The following is a 22,827-nucleotide window of genomic DNA, read 5'->3' as shown; positions in this document are numbered from 1 at the left end:
TGGATACCTCACGCCAAACGAAAAATTTAAACAAATTATTAATCAGAATTCTGTTGCATTTGCAAGTTGAATTCAGCAATTAAAAACAAACGCTAAAATAAATAACGACATGAGAACACTTTTCTTACTCACAACATTGCTTTTCATCATCCCGAACATGTTCGGACAAAAAGAATATCGCCTAAACTCACCGGACGGCAAGTTAGAGGTTACCTTATATATAGGTGACCGGATTACTTACGAGCTGACGGAAGAAGGGCATACATTGGTAGCCCCCTCTCCCTTATCAGTACATCTGGATAATGGGACAGTCTGGGGTAACGGCTCCCATCTTAAGAGAGTCAGTCATCGCCAGGCAAATGAGGTGATTCCCTCTCCTTTCTACAAACGCAGTGAAGTAAAGGATGTCTATAATGAAATGACGTTAAGTTTCCGGGAACATTTCAACCTCATTTTCAGAATGTACAATGAAGGAATGGCATACCGGTTCGCAGCGACCGGAAACAGACCGTTCAAAGTTACAAACGAAGAAGCCGCCTTCAACTTCAACAAGGACTACAAATCGATTGTTCCTTATGTAAAAGATGGCGATAAACAACCGATAGAAGCCCAGTTCTCCAACTCTTTTGAAAACACCTATACACATATAGAGCTATCCGGACTGACCCCCCAAAGACTGATGTTTACCCCCGTAGTAATAGAGCAGGAAAACGGCCGTAAACTTTGTATTGCCGAATCCGACGTGGAGAGCTATCCGGGCATGTTCCTCATCAACAGAAACGGGGGAACAGCACTCACTTCCGCTTTTGCCGCCGTCCCCAAAACAAAAAAACAAGGCGGGCATAACCAACTGCAAATATTAGTCACAGAGCGTGAAAACTACATTGCTTCCTGTCAGCCGAAAGCCAAACTGCCCTGGCGCATCATTGTTGTGGCAAGAAATGACAAGGAGCTGGCAGATAACGATATGGTTTATAAGCTGGCTGCTCCATCACGCATGAAAGACATCTCATGGATACGTCCGGGCAAAGTGGCCTGGGAATGGTGGAACCATTGGGGAATCAAAGGCGTGGATTTCGAAGCTGGAATAAACAATGAAACATACATGCACTATATCGACTTCGCCTCCCGGCATGGCATCGAGTATGTGATTCTGGATGAAGGCTGGGCTGTCAACCTCAAGGCTGACCTTTTCCAAATTGTACCGGAAATTGATTTAAAAAAGCTCACGGCCTATGCCAGGCAAAAGAATGTAGGACTCATCCTTTGGGCAGGTTACCATGCCTTTGCCCGCGACATGGAACATGTATGCAAGCACTATTCCGAAATGGGCATCAAAGGATTCAAGATTGACTTTATGGATAGGGATGACCAGGAAATGGTAGACTTCCACTACCGGGCTGCCGAAATTGCCGCTAAATATAAGTTGATGGTAGACTTTCACGGCACGTACAAACCTACCGGGCTGAACCGCACTTATCCCAATGTCATCAACTATGAAGCCGTTCACGGGCTGGAACAGATGAAGTGGAGTGACATCCATACCGACCAGGTAACCTACGATGTCACCATGCCATTTATCCGTATGCTGGCCGGACCGGTGGACTATACACAAGGCGCCATGCACAATGCCAACAAACGGTGTTACCACTCCTCAATGGATACCCCAATGAGCCAGGGAACCCGTTGCCGCCAATTAGCTGAATATGTAGTATTTGAATCACCATTGAACATGTTGTGCGACAGTCCCACCAATTACGACCGTGAAGAAGAATGCACGGAATTCATCGCTACCATCCCTACCGTTTGGGAACAAACAATAGCCATGAACGGAGAAATTGGAAAATACATTACAATGGCGCGCAGGAAAGGAGATGTCTGGTATGTCGGCTCCCTAACCAATTGGGATGCACGTACTCTGACACTAGACCTTTCTTTCCTCGGTGCAGGCAGATGGAAAGCGGAAATGTTTCATGACGGAGTGAATGCCAACCGCCTGGCTTCCGACTACCAAAAGACCGTCACAGACATTCCTGCATCCCGTAAACTGACCGTCAAAATGGCACAAGGAGGCGGATGCGCATTGAAAATATACAAAGAATAATTCATAGGCTTTTTAAACGTTAACTGATACATACGATTTATGAAAATTAAAAGATTAATGATTACTTGTTTGCTCGCAGTGTCTGTACTGGGAGGCAAGTCACAAGCACAAGACTTATTGTCCAATGTTTACGGACGCGATTACCAGCTACTGAATGGGAAGTGGGGAGCCATTGTAGACCTTTATGACCAAGGAGAAAGGATGCAGGTGTACAAAAACAGAAAACCTCAAGACAACAAGCAATTTTATGAATACTCTTTCGACGGAGGTTTGGTCCTGAATGTACCTGCCGATTTCAATTCACAAATGCCCGAGTTGAAATTTTATGAAGGAACAGTATGGTACGGACGCTCTTTCGATACCCCAAAGACTGACGGCAAACGTTTGTTTCTCTATTTCGGTGCGGTAAGTTACCGTAGCAAAATATATCTGAACGGGGAGAAAATAGCCAGTCATGAAGGCGGATTCACTCCCTTCCAGGTGGAAATCACAGATAAGGTAAAGCAAAAGGACAACTTCCTGGTGGTGAAAGTCAACAATACCCGCACCACGGATGCCATCCCTGCCATGTCCTTTGACTGGTGGAATTACGGCGGCATCACACGCGATGTAATGTTGGTAAGCGTTCCACAAAGCTACATCAAAGACCATTTCATCCAGTTGGACAAGGTACAATCCAACCTGATTCGTGCCAAAGTAACCTTATCCGAAGCAAAGCCTGGCATCAACGTACAAGTCGCCATCCCCGAATTGGGCATCAGACAGAACATGACTACCGATGCCAACGGAATTGCCCAGGCCACTATCAAAACCAAAAAACTGCAACGTTGGTCACCGGATGCTCCAAAGCTGTATGATGTAACCATCACTTCGGAAAGTGACCGGCTCAACGAGCAAATTGGTTTCCGTAACCTTTATGTAAAAGGCGAAGATATCTATCTGAACGACCAGCCCATCTTCCTGCGCAGTATCAGCTTCCACGAGGAAATTCCGCAACGCCGCGGGCGTGCCTTCTCTGAAGCGGACGCAACAATGCTGTTGTCCGAAGCCAAAGAGCTGGGTGCCAACATGATTCGTCTGGCACATTATCCACAAAATGAATATACTGTCCGCCTAGCAGAAAGAATGGGATTTCTTTTATGGGAAGAGATACCTATCTGGCAAGGGATTGACTTCAAGAATACCGCTACCCGTGAGAAAGCAGGCAGAATGATTAAAGAGATGGTGATGCGCGACAAAAACCGTTGTTCCGTTGCCTTTTGGGGGATTGCCAATGAAACAGCCACTTCCGCCCCGCGCAATGAATTTCTGAAACACATGAAACAATGTTGCCTGGACATCGACTCAACCCGTCTGATTACGGCCGCCTTCGATTTGGTACGCTTCAACCGCGAAAGCCGGAACTTTGAGATGAATGACTCCATTATCAACATCCTGGACATGGTAGCCATCAACAAATATATGGGATGGTATCATGACTGGCCACTGGCTCCGGACCAGGCTGTCTGGAATGTAGCTCCCGGCAAACCTCTTTTCATTTCCGAGTTCGGAGGCGAAGCGCTCTATGGCAAACATGGCGACGCGGAAGTCAAGAGTTCTTGGAGTGAGGATTATCAGGCACAACTCTACAAGGACAATCTGGAAATGTTCAAGCATATCCCCAACCTGCGCGGAACATCGCCGTGGATTCTTTTTGATTTCCGTTCTCCCTTCCGTTTCCATCCACACCAGGGAGGGGAATGGAACCGTAAAGGACTGGTTTCCGACCAGGGACAACGCAAAAAAGCATGGTACATCATGCGTGATTACTATAACCAAAAGAAAACAGAACAATGAAGCACAAAATAAAACACTACATGGCTGCCCTCCTCCTGACCTCTATGGTCTGGAGCGGGCATGCCCAAGAAAAGAATGAAATGGACTTGTCTGGTGAATGGGCATTCCAGACAGATGTCATGGACTTCCGGAGAGGTTCACTGGACGTACGTTACTGCCATCGCCTGCAGGAAAGCATCGTTCTGCCGGGAATTACAGATGACTATAAAATAGGCTACAAATCTCCTTACCGCCACCTGGATAGGCTGACCCGTGTCTACGAATATATGGGCCCCGCATGGTACCAGCGAGAAATAGAAATTCCTGCGGCATGGAAAGGCAAACGCATTTTCCTCTATTTTGAACGTACACACTGGCTCAGTTCGGTATATGTAGGCAAAGAAGAAGTGAGTAAAATAGACTACATCAGTATTCCCCACAACCACGAACTGACCCAATGGCTACATCCAGGCAAAAAAGAACTGATAACTTTCTGTATAGACAACCGCTACCAGTACGATACCCATAAATGGGACCATGCCCACTCCGAATTTACCCAAATAAACTGGAACGGAGTATTGGGCGAAATTAAGCTGGTAGCTGTAGATCCAGTCTATGTAGATGACATGCAGGTCTATCCGGACATCAAGAACAAAAGCATCAAAGTCAAAATGACTGTCCGCAACTGTACAGAACATACCGCCAGCGGCAAAATATCCTTCCACGTGACAGGAAAGGACTATAGACTACAAAAGGAAGTACCAGTAACAGTGACCGATTCCATTACTTATATCGAGGAAGAAATGTTTTTGGGTAAGGATATCCATTTGTGGAATGAGTTCCATCCCAATCTTTATACGTTGGACTGTAAGTTGACTTCCAGTGTAGAGGGCCAATCCTATGCGCATGAGAAAAGCACAACTTTCGGTATGCGCGAAGTAGAGGCTGGTGAGGACCATATCATCCTTAATGGCGAACCCATACACCTGCGCGGTACCGTTGAAAACGCAGTGTTCCCCAAGACCGGCTATGCTCCCGTGGACGATGCCTCTTGGGAACGTGTACTCCGTATCCTAAAAGAATATGGTATGAACCATATGCGCTTCCACTCCTGGTGTCCTCCTGCCGCTGCGTTCCGTATGGCAGACAAGCTGGGTGTCTATCTGGAGGTGGAAATGCCGATGTGGGGTAAAGATGCCCAACCCGATGAGAAGCGCTGGAATTTCTTCCGTCGCGAGCTGCGGGGTATCTTGAAAGAATATGGGAATCACCCTTCCTTCATTCTCTACTGTAACGGAAACGAGATTACCGGTGATTTCAGTTTCATAGAAGAGCTTACCACCACGGCCCGCCAGTTGGATAACCGCCGTCTATACAGCGGTTCCACAGCCCGCACACGTGTCAAATCAGACCAGTTCTACATTACCCATCAGACTACCAAAGGACACATGGCCATCTACGAAGGACGTCCTTATACAAACTGGGACAAAAACAAGGAACTGGGAGTAGGCCTGCCCATCATCTCGCATGAATCCGGACAGCGGTGCATCTATCCCAATTTCGAGGAAATAAAGAACTTCACCGGCCCCGTACAAGCGCGTAATTTCGAGATATTCCGTGAACTGCTGGACAAAAACCACATGCTCGACCAAGCACATGACTTCTTCCGTGCTTCTGGAGCCTTGACCGCCATAGAGTACAAGGATGTCATAGAAGCCCAGTTGCGCACTTATCTGAAAGGCGGTTTCCAATTACTGTCTCTGAATGATTTTACCGGACAAGGATATGCACCGGTAGGCATTCTCGATCCTTTCTGGAATACCAAAGGGCTCATCACACCGGAAAAGTGGCGCGAGTTCTGTGCACCGACTGTTGCGTTGCTCCGTTTCGACAAACGCGCACTTTACAATGATGAAGTATTTGAAGGAAAAGCGGAAATATACAATTATGGACCTACCCTATTGAAAAACGCAAAAATCAATTGGAGTATCACCGACAGCAACGGTAAAACCCTTAAGAGCGGAAAACTGAAAACACAAACTGTCGGAAAGAACGGGGTATTTCCACTTGGCAATTTCAGTTATGCATTGGACAATATCACTGAACCACAGAAGCTGACGGTCCATCTTTCTGTTGCACACGTAAAAAACAGCTGGGATATCTGGGTATATCCCCGTCATAGCAACTTAATGCAGTCCACTAGTGAAGTGCTCTACACCACAGTATTCGATGAAAAAGCAAAACAACACCTTGCCGATGGCAAGAAAGTGGTACTCTGCCCCAAACCTTCCAAAGTAAAAGGTCGTAAATCCGTGTTCCACAATCACTTTTGGAATCCGATAATGTTCAAATGGCCTCCTATGACCATTGGCTGTCTGATTCATGACGACCAGCCTATATTCGAGCATTTCATAACTTCCTACCATACTGACTGGCAGTGGTGGGACATTCTGGAAAATGCCAAGGTTATTGAGATGAAAGATGCTCCGGCAGCACTGCGGCCTTTCATACAAGTAATAGACCATTACGACAATAATGAAAAGCTCGGTATTGGTTTCGAAGCAAAAGTGAAGAAAGGCAGTCTACTGGTACTGGCCGTAGATACCCAGAAAAACATCAACGAACGTCCTGCCACCCAGCAATTGCTGGAAAGCATTGACCGCTACGTAAAGAGTGACAAATTCGCTCCACAAATTACCGTTGACGAGTCCTACATTGAATCATTCTTAAAGAAATAAATAAAGGAAATATGATGAAATTATTCTTGCTTTGGGCTCTTTTGTTGCTGCCGGTCGGACCGGCAGCAGCACAAGAGATAAAAATGTCACAAACAGCTCCATTGGAACAAGTTTATGGAGAAACTGTAGAAGATGATGCCTTACTGCCCATGAATGAGCTGGATATGGATTTTGGCTATGCCCTCTATGAGACAACCGTTGATGTGGAAGAGGAGAATCCCACACTAACTATTGAAAACGTACGGGATTATGCTGTGGTCTATGCAGACGGCAAACTGCAAGGATATTTAAAAGATAGCAGTAAAAGCTTGAAAACCAATCTACCGATAGGTATACACAAACTTAGTATCTATACTGAAAATATCGGACGTATTACCTATGGTCCTGAAATTCTGGACAATTCAAAAGGTATCTACGGCAGCATAACATTGGGAAAGACAGATTTAGAAGGCTGGAAGATGACCCCATTGGAAATTAAGGAATGCGATGTGGCCGGAATAACTTTCAAAGAAGGTACCTCCTCCATCCCTTGCTTCCGTAAAGGTGGTGTCACAGTAAGCAATCCGGCACAAGAGACCTTTCTTGACGTGTCTGGCTGGGGAATGGGAGAAGTCTGGATAAACGGGCAATACTTGGGTGCCTACTGGGAAGAAAATACAGAAAAGACCCTGGAGATACCTGCTGGTGCTCTGATAGCAGGTAATAATGAAATAGTGGTATTTGAACTAAAAAATAACGAACAAGCTTCCATGACACTAACCGATAAGCCTATTTTCAAATAAGCCCTTGCATGTACTTGTTTATATTCCTTAAAAAAACGACCTTTGTGTAGGAGCAGATTCCGAAAAACGTGTCTTATTTAATGAGAATAGCATAATTATATATATCATGAAGAAACTAACATTTATCAGTTGCCTCCTTTTAAGTGGTTGCCTGGCCGGAGCAATGGCTGCAAACAAAAAGCAACCCATCTACAAAGATGCCAAAGCTCCCATTGAGGAGCGTGTGAATGACCTGGTCAGCAGAATGACACTGGAAGAAAAGGTACAACAACTCAACCAGTACACTTTGGGGCGGAATAACAACGAGAACAATCGTGGTGAGGAAGTAAAAAAAATTCCTGCCACATTAGGCTCCCTCATTTATTTTGATGAAGATGCCAATCTGCGTAACGAGGCTCAGAGAAAAGCAATGGAAGAATCACGTCTGGGTATCCCCATCCTTTTCGGATACGACGTCATCCACGGGTTCCGTACCATTTATCCCATCTCTTTGGGACAAGCATGTTCTTGGAATCCCCAATTGGTAGAACAAGCATGTGCCGTTGCCGCCCAGGAAGCACGCATGTCCGGGGTAGACTGGACTTTTTCCCCTATGATTGACGTGGCAAGAGACGGACGCTGGGGACGCGTTGCAGAGGGCTATGGCGAAGACCCTTATACCAATGCTGTATTCGGTGTCGCATCTATCAAAGGATACCAAGGTGAAGACATGTCCGACAGCAAGCGAGTAGCCGCCTGCCTTAAACATTATATCGGATACGGCGCTTCTGAAGCAGGACGTGACTATGTTTATACGGAAATCTCCAATCAGACTCTGTGGGACACCTATATTCCTCCCTATGAAGCTGGCGTAAAAGCCGGTGCCGCTACTTTAATGAGTTCATTCAATGACATCAGCGGTACTCCCGGAAGCGCCAACCATTACACGATGACAGAAATTCTGAAGAACCGTTGGAAACACGACGGCTTTGTTGTTTCAGACTGGTCTGCAGTACCGCAACTTATTGACCAAGGCCATGCTGCCGACCGCAAAGAAGCTGCCCGTCTGGCTTTCAACGCCGGCCTGGAAATGGACATGATGGGGCATTGCTATGACAAGCATATGGCAAAGCTGGTGGAAGAAGGTAAAATAAGCATGCAATTGGTGGACGATGCAGTGAAACGCGTGCTCCGTATCAAATTCCGCCTTGGACTTTTTGACAATCCCTACACCCCGACATCTACAGAAAAAGAGCGCTTCCTCCTTCCACAAAGCCTGGCTATTGCAGAGAAACTGGCAGAGGAGACCATTGTTCTACTGAAGAATGAAAACAAGGTACTCCCTCTGGCAAACGGGAACAAGCCAACTATCGCCGTCATGGGGCCTCTGGTACAAAACAGTGCCGAGCTCCTGGGGTCATGGTATGGACATGGACATGCAGAAGATGTCCTCCCCATCAAAAAGGCGCTGGATGCAGAATTTGCAGGCAAGGCTGAACTGATTTATACCGAGGGTTGTGGTTTCGACGGTAACGACACTTCCAAATTCAGTGAGGCACTGGCTGTAGCCCGGAAAGCAGATGTCATTCTACTCTGCATGGGTGAAAAGAAAAAGTGGAGTGGCGAAAACGCATCGCGTTCCATCATAGAACTGCCTGCCATTCAAGAGGAATTCATTGCTGAAATGAAGAAAGCAGGCAAACCGATTGTTCTGGTACTGGCTAACGGACGTCCTTTGGGACTCTCTAAAGTGGAACCTCTCTGTGACGCCATCGTTGAGATGTGGCAACCGGGAGTACCTGGCGGTAAACCATTGGCAGGTGTCTTGTCCGGCCGGGTAAATCCTTCGGGCAAGCTTTCCATTACTTTTCCACGTTCCACCGGACAGATTCCAATCTATTACAATCAGCGCAAAACAGCCCGTCCACAAAGTGGCAAATATCAAGACATCTCCTCTTCCCCACTGTATGAATTCGGATACGGCTTGAGTTATACCACCTTTAATTATGGTAATATCAACTTGCCCAAAGAAACCATCAGACGCGGTGAAAAGTTGGTAATGGAAATCCCAGTCACCAATGTAGGCAAACGTGACGGTGCAGAAGTGGTGCATTGGTTTATCTCAGACCCATTTAGCACGATTACCCGTCCATGCAAAGAATTGAAGCACTTCGAAAAGCAACTAATTAAAGCAGGTGAAACACATATATTCCGCTTTGAAATAGACCCGATGCGTGATCTTGGTTTTGTAAATGCCAATGGTGAACATTTCCTTGAAAATGGAGAATATTATGTAATAGTGAAAGACCAGAAAGTAAAATTCACGGTTATAGATTAATCTTCTTTTTATATTGCAGGCCATCCTCCTTTCATCCTTCTAAAAGACAGATGGCCTGCAATTTCTATTTTAGAACAAATAAGTATACTGTTCTCCTAAAAATTTCTTGATATGCTTCAAGGCTTTGGTTATTTGGGCCTCCACCGTCTTGACAGAAATCCCCATTTCCCCGGCAATTTCTTGATTAGTCTTCCCTTCCTCCCTACTTTTGCGATAAACCTGCCCACATTTGTCCGGAAGGGAACAAACAGCTTCTTCAATCAATCGGTTCAGTTCTTCCATCTCCACCGAAGTATCAGCCGCAAGAGCATATCCATATTCTTCTCCTCCCTCGATGGGAACCGTATCCTTTTCATCGCGTAAAGCATTCAGGCAACGATTGCGTGCAGACTGGAAAAGATAAGCCTTGAATGAGATTTTAAGAGTCAAGTCGGCCCTACCCTCCCACAAATTCATAAAGATGGAAAGGGCCAGTTCTTCTATCTCCTGCTTGTCTCTCAGATAAAGGGACATGAAGCGGCAGAGTGAAACAAAATAAGTATCGAAAAGGTGCTTGAAAGCCTTCTCGTCATCTTGTTTGATTAACTGTAACAATAGGATATCATCTTCTGCAGGCATATCGAAGTTATATTAGATAAGGGCTTCTTGAGCGGCAAAGATACTAATATTATTTGTTCCTCGAAATTTATTAAAAAAATAATTGGAATTGGAATAAGGGTTAAACCCAAGTGATGTGTCATATAAGTGAAGGCCTATAAAAACATCATGATCATGAAAAAAAGTGTTCCTTGGAATTTAATCATTCCTAAGTTGAAACAGGAAATTTCCGCAGACGAAGAGCGGCAATTGGAGACTTGGTTACGCAGCAGTAACAACGAAGCGTTATTCAAGGAATTGCAACTGTTATGGGAAAAAATTCAGGCAAATGTAGAAAACTACACGCCCAATACCGAATATTATTGGAATGAACTTGTCAACCGTATGCACGCCAGCGAGCCTAAGCAGACTGAAAAACCTGCAAAGAAACGCTTCGAACTGAAACGGATATACCGCTACGCAGTAGCTGCATGTATAGCTGTTGCCATCGGTTGCTCATTCTACATAGGATTCCTTAACGGACAGCCTGAAGCCATGCCGCAGTTATACTCTAATTTGTCGGGTAAGTCTAAGGTTCTCCTTCCTGACGGAAGCGAAGTATGGATGCATACAGAGACCTCTTTGCAATACGGATCACAAATGAATAAGGATGAGCGTATCGTAAATGTAACTGGTGAAGCTTACTTCGATGTAGCACACGATGCTGACAAACCTTTTATTGTGCAGACAGAAGGTATGCGTATCGTAGTTCACGGAACCAAATTCAATGTCGATGCATTCCCCGGTTCGGAAAATACATTGGTGAGTTTGGTAGAAGGGTCCGTCTCTTTGGAAACCGAGACAGAGAACCGTTTCCTCAAACCGGGCGAAACAGCTACTTTTAATCGGAAAACCCTTACACTTAAGGTAGAAAAAGATGATGTACATTTTGCCTCTTCGTGGGCAAATACACAACTCGTATTCAGAAACCGTTCATTGGGAGACATTTGCAAACTGCTTTCTAAATGGTATCGGATAAAGATAGACGTGGATCCTACATTATCCAATAAATATTTCTATACGTTTACGTTGCGTAGCGAACCGCTGGACGAAATACTCCGCATCATGGCACGCATCCAACCTATGAAATATACCTTTAACGAAGAGAATGAGTTGACAATTTCGTTTGCAGACACAAAACAAAAAGTAAAATGAAACAGTAACAAAATTAAAAACTTATGCCAAACAAACAAATGAGAAATGCACATTATTTAATAATTAACGAAAAGTTAATATATCAAAATTACTTCTGTATTTATAACTATTTTATTTTCAAAACTTTAACGATTTTGCAAACATAAAATATAATTAATACAACATATAATTTGCATACACATAGCGTGTTTAGAAGAAAATAGAAACAAATATTTGTAAGAGAACGTTTCACTCTCCGGGTACAAAATCTCCTGTGTTCGTTTCGCTCATACGGTATTTTACCCTTCGCCCTTGACAAATACTCTATTCTTTACTGATAGGTGTTTAGGAAAAAAGAAAAAAATGTTGTTCTTCGGTGGGGTGTCCGTTTTGTCATTTTGTTACCGGAATTTGTTCGCATAATGGGAGAACCGCACCGACCAGTCGGGTACGCAGTATCATTTTGTAATAATTAGCGGGCTGTTTTTAGAGTGTATCATCCCGATATTGTTTTTTTGCTTTTAGATATAGAAATTCAAAGGAGGTGTGTCAAAATTGCCCACCTCTTTTTTTACGCACAAAGAAGGTGCATCGTGCATTACGACACACCTTCTTTCATGTGTTCGCTTACTCTTCCATCTCAACAATATTCTCAAAATATATCTTCCAGTCTGATTCAGCATAGGCCATACCAGTTCCGGCAGGAACATACAGCGTAGCCCCTTTTATCAAATCTGCACTGAAAGAACCATTAACCACCCCAGGCAACTTAGGAGGAACAACGGCATAGCATCGCAATTGTCTTATTGGTGTATTATGGAATGCAGAACCTTCTATCGAAGTCACCCCACTGCCTAATGTGACATTGGTGAGAAGAGAGCAGTCGGCAAACGCAAATTCACTTATTGTCGCAACATGATTAGGGATGACAATGCGGGTTAAAGAACTGCATTCATGAAAAGCAAACCATCCTAATGAAACAACACTATTGGGAATGGTAACCTTGGTGAGCTTAGTACAATGCTCGAACAATCCTGGACCGATGACCGACACTCCGTCCGGAATATCTATGGCTCTAAGGCTACTGCAACCGGAAAAGTCGGTAAGTGCCTTGATTCCTTCCGGGAATGTAATACTAACAAGCTTGGTGCAGTCTGCAAAACTGCCGACTACCGTTGTACCTTCCGGAACAGTGATATCGGTAATACCGGTTCCACTAAAAATGGAGGTTTCATACAGATAGTCAGGTACTTTGATGTCGGAAAGGCTGGAACAACCGTAAAATGGAGCGTCGACTGTATTTACACTATTAGGAATGGTCACACTGCGAAGGGAGGTGCAATTCTCAAAAGCACCGTACTCCAGTGTGGTCATTGTGCTCGGCAAAGTAACATCCACAAGGGAGCTACAGTCGGCAAAAGTCCATTTCTTAATCAATGTCATTCCTTCGGGAAGAACAATGCTTTTCAAAGCTGAACATCCATTAAAAGCCTCGGTACCGATTGATTTCACACTATTGGGAATAACAACACTGACAAGTTCCTTGCAGTCAATAAACGTTCTTTCCTCGATAGAAGTCACCTTATTAGGAATAATGATATTTTTCAGATTGGTACAATTGTGGAATGCATTGGCTCCTATTGAAGAGACGCTATTGGGAATATGGATCTCTATTAGTCCGCTACAGTTGGTCAATGCACTTTCTTTGATAAACGTTGACCCGTCAGACAACGTTATTCTTAGATTTTCACAATCAGAGAAAAGAGCATTATCCAAAAGATTTCCGGACATGGCGATGGTAAGGTCTGCATTGTTCCTGAAAGCCTGGCTGCCTATTGAAGTGACAGTTTCGGGTATTGTTATTGTAAGATGGGAGCAATACTCGAATGCACGAACTCCTATTGACTGGATATTGTCGGGAATAATCATGTTACGCAATGAAACACAACCACTAAATGTAGCATTGTTTATTGCTGTGATTTTTTTCGGTATATTTATTTCCGAGAGCTTGGTACAATTATAGAATACACCTTCCCCTATGGAAGTTAGACCATCAGGCAGTGTGACATTGGTAAGATTTGTACACTCGCTAAAAGCGTCATCGCCTATTTCAGTTACACTGCTGGGAATGATGATATCGGTCAGTCCCGAGCACTGCCAAAAAGCCGCATGTCCTATCGATGTCACACTTTCAGGAATCGTGACGCTGACAATACCCGGGCGTTTCTGAAATGCATATTCTTCAATAACCGTAGTTCCTTCTGCGATGGTCACGCGAACATCTTTGCAGTCAGAACCTATCGGATTTTCTATTTTAGTCAAAAAACGCCCCGGTATGGTTATATCAAGTCCGGTACAGTCGGAAAAAGTCAGCATGCTCATTGATTCCACATTGTCCGGAATAGTAATGGTAAGTCCATTGCAGCCACTGAAAGCGAATCCCTCAATGGTGGTCAGGCTATTGGGCAACTTGACACTTGACAATTTCTCACAGCCATAAAAGGCACTGTGTCCTATTGTTGTTACACCTTCTGGCAAATCAATACGGGAAAGACTGGAACAACCCCAAAAAGCACTGCGCGCTATTGTTGTCACACCTTCTGGTAGGATAATGTCAGCAAGACTGGAACAATACTCGAAAGCTGCCATTCCTATCGTTTTCACACTATTATCATAGATAACCACTTTGTTAAGAGAATGACATGAGAAAAAAGCATTGTCATCTATTGATGTGACACTTTTAGGCAGTAATATCGTCTGTAAACCGCGGCTGGTAAACATACGTTCACCAATGGTGTTCTCTGTTGGCAAATACTCCTTTCCTGATGAGCTGCGGAGATAATATTCTCCATCCGCTACGATATTCGCCTCGGTCATATCCAAATAAACCAATTTCCCCTCCGTGTTGGCGTGATTATATGTTCCCGCCATTTCACGGATAAATGCAATGTCCTTTCCTCCTAAGTTCCCGGAAACTTCCAGTTCCTCAACATTCAGTTTTTCTGATTCTGCAATATAGTCAGACAATGTGCCCGCCTTTTCTACATGAACCTTCACCCTCTTTCCCTTAGCGGACTGGCTGATGGTCAAAGCCTCTTCAATCCCGCTGGTGGTATTCTTGAAAACAACTTCTGCTGTTCGCGAAGTTTCACCCGTATTCTCAGCTATCTTCAAATACTTTTTATGCGTTGACAATCCACGGGTGGAACTCTCGCTTATCCACTCTATATCCGGAAGCTGCATCTCAAAATCCACATTCGCATCAATTTTCACTTCAACTATGCCCCCTTCACTGCCGACTTTCACCTCTTTCTCTGAGATGATGATGGCATCTTTCTGCGCTTGCATGACAGTCAGCGTGTCAGCTATGTTGCTATCGGACTTGTCACGGTATATGATTTCTGCTTTCCTACCGTCATAAGAATCATTGGGTGCAACAGTATAATGCAGTGTGTGGCTGGACATGCCGCGTGTCATGGTTTCCTTTATCCAATCTACAGAAGGCATGACGACCTCATAATCACAATTGCTCCTCAGTTCCACCGTAATCTCTTCCCCTGAAGCGCTTACATGACAGTCGTTCTGGCTCAAAAGGATTATGGAACCACCGGCTTGGTAGATATGTACCGTTTCCGTTAAGGAACCGTCTGAAAAGATTATGCTTCCCTCACGTTTTTTACCGTCTTCGTTCATGGCAACAGTGTAACTTTTTGTCGTGGTGGACAATGCCCGGGTACTGTTGCTCTCTTTTATCCAGTCTTTGCATTCCTCACCAATAGTTGCGGTATAGCTGACATTGGATTTCACTTCTACTGTGACAGTTCCTCCCGCTTGGTCCACCTCAAACTTGTCATTGGTAAGCAGGAGGGCGTCCTTCTGTTTTTGGGAAACCACAAAGCTTTTGACTTCCGTACCCGCCTTTAAAGTGACTGTCACACTGCGGTCGTCATAGGTTTCGTTTGGAGTTGTGGTGACCTTTATGGTGTGGCTACCTGCATTCCCGCTTGTAGGGGCAACGGTGCACCAGGGGGCTCCCCCGTTCCGTGTGGAAGCTACGCTTACTACCCATGCAGTGTTTGTCGTAAAGGAAAATGTCTGTTCGCCTGCTCCTTCTGTAAAATTCATATTTCCCTGCTCAAAATCGATAATGTTCTCAGATTGTTTCGGGGCGTTGTCATTCTCTTTGCTGCAAGCTGTAAAGAATATGCATAATGGCAACAGTATGAATAAAATAGATATTTTTTTCAGTTTCATACTTTTTGAATTTAATATTTCATTGTGATATTCCAATAACTTTCAGGTTCCTGAAGAGTTTTATTTGTTAAATTACAAAACTTATCGCTTGATGTAAATATAGATGAATCCCTATTAGATTTTGCGATACTCTGTGAGTTCATAATCTTCATAAAAGATTCCGTCTTCTGTGTATTTATCCGTTGTTTCGATTATTAATTGAGAGTCTGTTAATGTTTTTACTTTTATCGATTCTGATTCGTTGTTGTCGGTTATTGTAATTATTCCATTACTATAACTCCATTTACCTTCATCGAACCAATCCCATTTGTCTGTATGGTATTCAGCACTCTTACATGTTCCATCTTCTTTGAAAACCAATTTAAAACCAACCAAATCATTACCTTCATCTTTGCCTTCATCTACGATCTCTCCGTTTTCCTTATACTGATAAGTGCAAGATATTCTTTCCCAAGTACCTATTAAGGCGGATGAAGATTCGGGGCCTTTTTCGTCATCATCGGAACATGCACTAAAACCGAAAGCCATAATAGACATTAATCCCAACAAAAATAAAAAATAAGTTTTTTTCATAATACAACTAATTTTTAAGTACACCTTTCAGCTCCTCAAGGTTTTCTATTAAACACAAAGCGTGGAACTGCAATGCCACGTTCTGGTTGGAGGTCCTAGGAAAACCTTGTACACGGATATGGTTATAGCAGCCCACGCTATATGCGTGAGAACCACTATGCTATCCTTGTGTACAATTGCGAATTTCCTAGGTTCCCAACCACAAGATAAGCATAACGCTTCTTCAAATTCTAAAATGTCTTGAAGAGAGTTTCCTCTCTTCAAATGCAAAAATATGAAAAATGCAGAAAGCGCAATAATATTTCCTGCATTTTTTATGTTGGCACATAAGTATTTATAATCATTACAGTTTGAATCCCTTGTTTTTCCGTTGCGGTTGCTGTATCGTTGGTCGTATCCGTCGGAGCAGCCTCTCGAACTGCTCCCTGAACCAGTCGAGGATGTTCTTCCCGTTGATGCGCAGGACAAAGCGTTTCCCTCTCTCTCCCTGCTCTATTCCCATCTGTGCGGTGGCACCCGTCACGGAGAGGGCTCTCTTGTGTTCCTCGGAGTAAAGGTTCCCGCTGTACTCCAACGGCTGGAACGTGAAAAGCCGGTCCGTCTGCTCGGGCGTGAAGCCTGCCGAACGGCAGTACCTCTCCATGCGCATCGCGTCGGCGAAAAGAGGGAACCAGCCGCACGCACGCTCCGTCCATTTTTGCAGATATGCCGTCCGCTCCTTTTCCCTTTCCAGTTTTTGGATGTAGTCGGTCTGCACCGTGGCAAGTTCCCTGCCGTACTGTGCCCGCTGCCGTTGCAGACTGGCCTGCAAGTCCTCTATGCTCTCTTCACGGGCGGCTATTTCGTTTTGCAAGCTGCGGTTGTCCGCCTCCAGCTCCTTGATTTTCCCACTGCCCAAAAGAGAACCCATCTTCGCTATGATGGCAGTCTTTGCTTCCATCTTGACCGCCTCCAGCTTTTGCGTGTTGATTTCCTTTCTGGCCGTTTCCAGCCGTTTTTCCGCCTCTTCCTGCTCGGCTTGGAGTTGTCGCACGTTCTCTTCCAGTTCGTCCGTCTGCCGCCTCAAATCGCGGTAATACTGGGCGGTGGAGACATGCCGGGCTTCCGAACCTCTTATCCCGCGTTGCAGGCCGTATTTCACCATGACTCTGGCATAGTCGTCGTGGTAGGCAATCAGTCTGGTGCGGTTCAGCACGTCGTCGGCACACAGCCGGGCGGCATTCGCCTTCTTGCGGTAGGTTCGCCCTCCCTCCTGCGGCTTCTTCTGCCCCGCCTTCCTGCGCTCTCCCGTCACTATCGGTACGAGCGTGGCGTGTATGTGCGGCGTGTGCTCGTCCATGTGCAGCACCGCCGAGACCACGTTCTCCCGCCCGAAGGTCCTGTACAGCCAGTCCATGCTGTCCCGGCACCAGTCGTCCAGTCTTCCGGCTTTCTCTATTTCCATCATGTCCTCATGTGTTCCTGAGAGCATGACACGGATGGCGCGTACCTGGTCGTGGGTGATTTTCCTTCTGATGCCCGCACTGCTGATGCGGGCGGCAATCGCGTCGTCACGCTCCCTGATGCCTTCGGGCATCCGGACGAGCTCGCGGTTCAGGTGCGTGCGCATGGGATCGACGTTCGGTGCTATCACCCTGCGCTCGATATGGTCGGACATCCGGCTGTCGGATGCCCCCTTCGCTTTTCTGAAATCGAGTGAGAAATATCCCATTGTAAAGTCTTTTTAGGTTTGACAATTCCGCCTGCCGTGCGGATATGCCTCACGGCGAACGGGGTGTGCAGAGGGGCCGGCCCCTCGCCTCAATAGGGCGTTTTCTTCACGCAGCGCAAGCGCAGCTAAAAACGCCCTATTGAGCTATGGCTTTTCACTGTACAAAAAGCCTGCGGGATACGTGCGGTTACATTCCGATGCCCTTCCCCTTTTTCTTGCCCGGCTGCTGCACCCACTGTACTTGCTTTGTCTGCTGTACCGGGTTCGCCTGCTGTGACAATTTTTTTCCGTTCAGGTAGTCGTTCAGGTCCTTGTACCCGCTGTACACATATGATGCGTCGCGGACACGCGAACCGTACTCTCTTTGGATTTCGCGCAGGGCTTCCAGCCCGGCGCGGTCGTTGTCAAGGAAGCAGTGTATCCGCTCATAATCCCCCAACGGCCGCAGGGCTTTGGAAAAGTTGGAAACCGAGTTCAGCACGATATGGTCCTGTCCGCCAAGGGCGGGGCGGTCGGGATGCCTCTCCTGCCGCAGCGTGAGGAAGGAGAGGTAGTCCATGAAACCTTCGAAGAGGCAGCAGGTTTCCCCCGGTTCCGTTTGCCGTATGTGGGTGATGTCTTTCGGGGCTATGCAGCCCTTGAAGAACTTGTTGCGTATCTCGTAGCCTCCCGAACGGTTGGGAAAACCGACGGCAAAGTAGGGTTTGCCGTCGGTCAGATAGTGCACCTCCCTGCATTCTCTTTTTGCCAGTTCCGTATTTATCCCCCTTTCCCGCAGATAGGAGAATAAGGCGGGGGAAGAAAGCGGCATTACTTCCAACTGCCGGAAGCTTGGTTGTGATAATGTCTGCCCGCCAAAAGAGAAGGAGACGGGGCGCACGTGCGGTGCCTGCCTTGCTATCATTTCCAGAAGGTAGGGCACATGGTCGGATGCGTAGAGTTCCGCCGCCAGTGCGATGATGTTGCCGCCTTTCCCGGTGGCAAAGTCGTACCAGAGATTACGTTCGGTGTTCACCTTGAACGAGGCCTCGGTTTCCTCCCTCAGCGGTGACTTGTACCATAGGTTGCCGCCCTGCCGTCTTACGGGCGAGTACCCCAGACTGTGCAGGTATTCGGCTATGCCGATTTGTTTCGCTGTCTGAATGTCCATACGTTTGAGTGTTTGAATGAATGACTGTTTTTGTTTTTCGCCCGCACCTTCTTATATAAGGTACGGCATATACATGGCTTCACTTAAATGCTCGTATATATAGGATACGGATATTAAGTGAAGCGGTTGCGTGATGTCCGCTCACCGCTTCGCTTTTCCCTTATATATAGGCACCGTGAATAAAGTGAAGCGTTTTTCCGCAGCCGGGCTAATAGTGGAAGTCGGGCATGAAGGTGTATTTCCTGCCGTTCTCCTGCACTATCATCCGCTTGTTGCGCAGCGTGGTGATGAGTGATACCGCCTTGTGGTGGTTCAACTTCACGCCGACGGCGGCATAGGCATTTATCAGCGCGTCCTCCAGCTCCTTGTAGCCGTATTCGCTTTTCAGTGCGAATGCCGCCTCCAGCGCGATGCGGTGCTGTTGCTCCGTGATGTGCCTGTACGCGTCGAACGGCTCCTGCTGCGGTCTTCCGGCTTTCCTCTCCTGCGGGGCATAGTTCTCCACCAGTTCGGGAAGTGCCCTGTCATTGATGCGGAAGGCGAACGGCTCGAAGTCCATCGCCCGGATGTGCATGGCCGACACCCGGCTGGTGTCGGCGTCGCCCTTGTCCTTCTCCACCAGCAGCACCGTCTCGGCCTTGTTGTTCAGTTCCGTGCCGATGTGCCCGCGTGCGTTCTCGTCGCCCTTGTTCTGGTGCAGTATCGTGTGGATGTGTATCTGGCGGTCGTCCGTCCACTGCATCAGCTTGGAGATGATGCGCGTGGATTCGCCGGGGCTGTTGATGTCGTACACCATGTCGCGGATGCCGTCTATCACGACAAGTCCCAGTTCCGGGATATTGTAGATGGCCTGCTCCACAGCCGCGATGCGTTCTTTCGGGGTGTACTTGCGCAGGGCGAGAAATTCGAGGTGCTCGCTGTCCCGGTCGGTCGGCAGGTCTGCCATGCGCAGGATGCGTTCCATCACCTTGAGACAATGGTACGGGCTCTGTTCGGTATCAACGTAGAGGATTTTCCGCTTGTCCTTGGGCAGTTCCGCCGAGTACAGCAGTACCGTGCCGTTCTTCAACGCCGCCGCGACGATGGCAGAGACGTTGAACGTCTTCTTGCTTTTCGCCTTGCCGATGGACGCGCTGAAATTGCCCAGCGTGCCGACGACAGTGCCGTTCGCCTTCAGTATCTCGGGAGCCTTCTCACATTTCATGCCGATGCTCAGCCGTGAGGCCTGCCAGATGATGATGGCGTTCTCACGGGTCACTTCTTCCATGCGCTCGTTACTTTCCATGGCTGCGGAGTTTTCGGTTTGCGCTTCTGGCGATGGCGAGTGCCGTCTCGCCCTTGTCGTTCACACGTCTTGCGAGGCTTTCGGCCCATACGAGCAGCTCCCTGCGGGAGAACAGCAGTTTGTTTCCGTACTTGCGGAACGGCACGTTCCCCTTGGCGGTCAGCTTGTAGAGGCGGGCCTTCGAAATCAGGAACCCGTGCTGTTCGAGTACCCCCACAGCCGCATCCGGCGTGAGGTTGTCGGGTTCGTCCTTCGGCAGGGTGAGCCCTGCCAGTGTCTGCGAGACGCTCTCGCTCACGATTGCCCGGAGTTCCTCGGGCGTGGTAAGAATGATCTGGTTCATTTTCTTCCTTTCTTTTTGGGTGTTTGTACTATGGCTGTCGTCACAGCCGTTCCAACCGGTTGTGGCGCAAAGAAAGAATAAAGGAAAGCGAATATCGAACCGCAAATAACTTAACACGGATATGACTTTTACGGACGTTTCATGACTTTTGGTGACACTGCGTGGGGCGGGTAAAAAGGGAAACGGTGCAATAGGCGGATATAATCCTCCAATGGCACCGTTTTGCACACATATGTCAAGTGATTCGGAATGTACTATTATTTCACACCCTTTAACTTTCCGAGTTGGGAAATGACTTCTTCTATTACGAAATATTTCTCTCCCGGTATCCCGATGTCGGAGCGCGATATGAAGCCCAGCTCCTCCCACCGGGCTATGGTCTGGCGGCTCACGCCCGCCATCTTTGCCAGTACGCTCTGGCCTATCATCTCCCTGCCGAGGATGACGGGGTATTTGTACTTGCGGGTGGCGTGGCTGAACCTTATGCGTTCGATGACCGCCTCCACATTGTTTATGGTGGGCCGTACCCGCTCCTGCACGCGTATCACGGCCTCCGTTATCTCATATCCGGCAAGCCCGGGATGTCCGGAAAGCTCCTCCCATATGGCACCGAAACATTTGAGGTGCCGTATCTTTATCTCTCTGGTCTTCTTTCTTGGCATGGTCAGTCGAATTTGGTAAGTAACTGCGCGTTCCTCATCCGTTCGTCCCGCTCGAAACTGGCAAGGTAGTTCTCCGTTATGGCAAGGTTGGAGTGCCCCAGACTTTCGGATATGTAGGAGATGTTCGTCCCGCTGCGCTTGAGCACGGTGGCGAACGAGTGCCGGGCCGAATACGTGGTCACGGGGGGCAGACCCACCGCCTCGGCTATCCTGCCCAATACCTTGTTGCATTTCTGTATGACCGTATCGACAAGGTGCTTGGTGGCGAAGCCGTCCTCCTTCCCCGTGGCGAACTTGAAGATGAGCGTGCCGGGGTTTCCGTCGTCGGGGTTGCCCCAGCGGTCCATGATTTTCCGCATCTCGGGGGTGAGCACCGCACGTATGGTACGCACTTGCTTGGAAGTATTCATCGTCTTTGCCCTGACAAAACAGATTTCACCGTCCACGATGTTTCCGTAAGTAAGATAGAGCATGTCCCGGAAGTTGATGCCGTTGCAGAGGTAGGAGAAGAACCACATATCCCGGTAAAGCTCGGTTTCCTCCCTCCCGTCGGTATAGGTGACGAGCCTCTTTATCTGTTCCAGCGTGAGTGCCAGCTTCCTGCCTTCGGCTGAGGGTATCTCGAACCTGTTCCTGCCGAACGGGAAGTGCGCCTCCTTTATTATGCCGTCCGCCTTTGCCCGGTTCATTATCGCCTTGAGCATCTTGAAATAGACGCTGAGCGTGGACTTGCTTTTCTTTTGGCCCGTCCAGAATCTACCGCAGCGGTTCAGCCAGTCCACCGTGACGGCAGAAAACGGAATGTCTTTCCCTGCAAACTCCTCCACCGCCGTCAGCAGTGCATGATAGCTGCGGTACGTACCCGCCTGCCCGTTACGTTTCAACTCTTCCGTCTTCGCCTTTATCGCGGCGTTCACTGTCGCGGTGGAGCATCTGCCCAGCCGGACACTCAAAAGGTCAAACGCGAAATCTCCACGTTCGGCGAGTGCCTCCACCTGCCCCTTGATGATTGAGAAGCTGTTCTCTATGTTCGAGCGTGCCTCCGTGAGCCTGCGGCTCTTGCTTTCCGCAAGGTTCGCCCAATCCTCCTTTGACAGCTCCTGCCCCGTGGAATAGTATTTCTGCCTGCGGTTGTGTATGACTTGTATCTTCACGGGGAACAAGCCGCTTTTCTTCGCCCTGCGTGCGTCCAGTACCGACAGCACCGAAATTCCATCCTTTGAATACTTGTACATAATCTGCCGTTTTTGATGGTTCTTTACTTGGTCTGTATGCAAATATATGTGCATACGATTTGCATACAAAAATAGAGATTATCGGAAA

General features: G+C 47.2%; 15 protein-coding genes. 6 read left to right on the top strand and 9 right to left on the bottom strand.

The genetic code is table 11. From position 1 onward, the window contains the following. Positions 1–109: 109 nt before the first annotated feature. From ACESTD_RS05430 to ACESTD_RS05410, 5 genes are all read left to right on the top strand, one after another. Positions 110–2,104, top strand: coding sequence for a glycoside hydrolase family 97 protein (locus tag ACESTD_RS05430; RefSeq protein WP_178292082.1), 1,995 nt, complete (start codon positions 110–112; stop codon positions 2,102–2,104). A gap of 39 nt (positions 2,105–2,143) precedes the next feature. Further along, positions 2,144–3,940, top strand: a complete 1,797-nt coding sequence (locus tag ACESTD_RS05425) for a glycoside hydrolase family 2 protein (protein WP_151853210.1) — start codon at positions 2,144–2,146, stop codon at positions 3,938–3,940. Then, positions 3,937–6,657 (top strand): sugar-binding domain-containing protein, encoded by a 2,721-nt coding sequence (locus ACESTD_RS05420; protein WP_373158714.1) that lies wholly within the window; start codon positions 3,937–3,939, stop codon positions 6,655–6,657. The genes ACESTD_RS05425 and ACESTD_RS05420 overlap by 4 nt, the downstream gene beginning before the upstream one ends. 11 nt (positions 6,658–6,668) lie before the next feature. Continuing rightward, entirely contained in the window at positions 6,669–7,439 is a 771-nt protein-coding gene (locus tag ACESTD_RS05415; protein WP_005829796.1) for a hypothetical protein, read from the top strand. Positions 7,440–7,545: 106 nt separating this feature from the next. Beyond that, positions 7,546–9,756, top strand: a complete 2,211-nt coding sequence (locus tag ACESTD_RS05410; protein ID WP_005829794.1) for a glycoside hydrolase family 3 N-terminal domain-containing protein — start codon at positions 7,546–7,548, stop codon at positions 9,754–9,756. 69 nt (positions 9,757–9,825) lie between these two features. On the opposite strand, the gene ACESTD_RS05405 is transcribed toward ACESTD_RS05410, so the two are convergent. Further along, complete coding sequence (locus ACESTD_RS05405) at positions 9,826–10,374, bottom strand: RNA polymerase sigma-70 factor (RefSeq protein WP_005829791.1); 549 nt, start codon at positions 10,372–10,374, stop codon at positions 9,826–9,828. 153 nt (positions 10,375–10,527) lie between these two features. Between ACESTD_RS05405 and ACESTD_RS05400 the strand changes: the two genes are divergently transcribed. Further along, the gene (locus ACESTD_RS05400; RefSeq protein WP_008664214.1) at positions 10,528–11,547 is read left to right on the top strand and encodes a FecR family protein; all 1,020 of its coding nucleotides are present in this window, start codon (positions 10,528–10,530) and stop codon (positions 11,545–11,547) included. A 606-nt stretch (positions 11,548–12,153) separates the two neighbouring features. Here ACESTD_RS05400 and ACESTD_RS05395 read toward each other — a convergent pair. The 8 genes from ACESTD_RS05395 to ACESTD_RS05360 form a co-directional block, all read right to left on the bottom strand. Further along, positions 12,154–15,780, bottom strand: coding sequence for a leucine-rich repeat protein (locus ACESTD_RS05395; RefSeq protein WP_143919412.1), 3,627 nt, complete (start codon positions 15,778–15,780; stop codon positions 12,154–12,156). 114 nt (positions 15,781–15,894) lie between these two features. After that, positions 15,895–16,353, bottom strand: a complete 459-nt coding sequence (locus ACESTD_RS05390; RefSeq protein WP_143919413.1) for a lipocalin family protein — start codon at positions 16,351–16,353, stop codon at positions 15,895–15,897. 343 nt (positions 16,354–16,696) lie between these two features. After that, positions 16,697–18,010 carry a MobV family relaxase gene (mobV, locus tag ACESTD_RS05385; RefSeq protein ID WP_272219037.1) on the bottom strand — a complete coding sequence of 438 codons (1,314 nt, stop codon included), beginning with the start codon at positions 18,008–18,010 and terminating at the stop codon, positions 16,697–16,699. 241 nt (positions 18,011–18,251) lie between these two features. Beyond that, positions 18,252–19,214: a toprim domain-containing protein gene (locus tag ACESTD_RS05380; protein WP_143919415.1), complete on the bottom strand. Its 963-nt coding sequence runs from the start codon at positions 19,212–19,214 to the stop codon at positions 18,252–18,254. 208 nt (positions 19,215–19,422) lie between these two features. After that, positions 19,423–20,499 (bottom strand): AAA family ATPase, encoded by a 1,077-nt coding sequence (locus tag ACESTD_RS05375; RefSeq protein WP_143919416.1) that lies wholly within the window; start codon positions 20,497–20,499, stop codon positions 19,423–19,425. Continuing rightward, entirely contained in the window at positions 20,489–20,842 is a 354-nt protein-coding gene (locus ACESTD_RS05370) for a helix-turn-helix domain-containing protein (RefSeq protein WP_143919417.1), read from the bottom strand. The genes ACESTD_RS05375 and ACESTD_RS05370 overlap by 11 nt, the downstream gene beginning before the upstream one ends. A gap of 257 nt (positions 20,843–21,099) precedes the next feature. Then, on the bottom strand, positions 21,100–21,390 hold the full coding sequence (locus ACESTD_RS05365) for a hypothetical protein (RefSeq protein ID WP_240058556.1): 291 nt from the start codon (positions 21,388–21,390) through the stop codon (positions 21,100–21,102). A gap of 116 nt (positions 21,391–21,506) precedes the next feature. Then, positions 21,507–22,739, bottom strand: coding sequence for a site-specific integrase (locus ACESTD_RS05360; protein ID WP_143919418.1), 1,233 nt, complete (start codon positions 22,737–22,739; stop codon positions 21,507–21,509). Positions 22,740–22,827 lie beyond the last annotated feature (88 nt).

The organism is Bacteroides sp. AR20 (assembly GCF_964250605.1).
In the GTDB taxonomy this organism is placed as follows: domain Bacteria; phylum Bacteroidota; class Bacteroidia; order Bacteroidales; family Bacteroidaceae; genus Bacteroides; species Bacteroides uniformis.
This window is presented reverse-complemented; position numbering and strand designations above follow the sequence as displayed.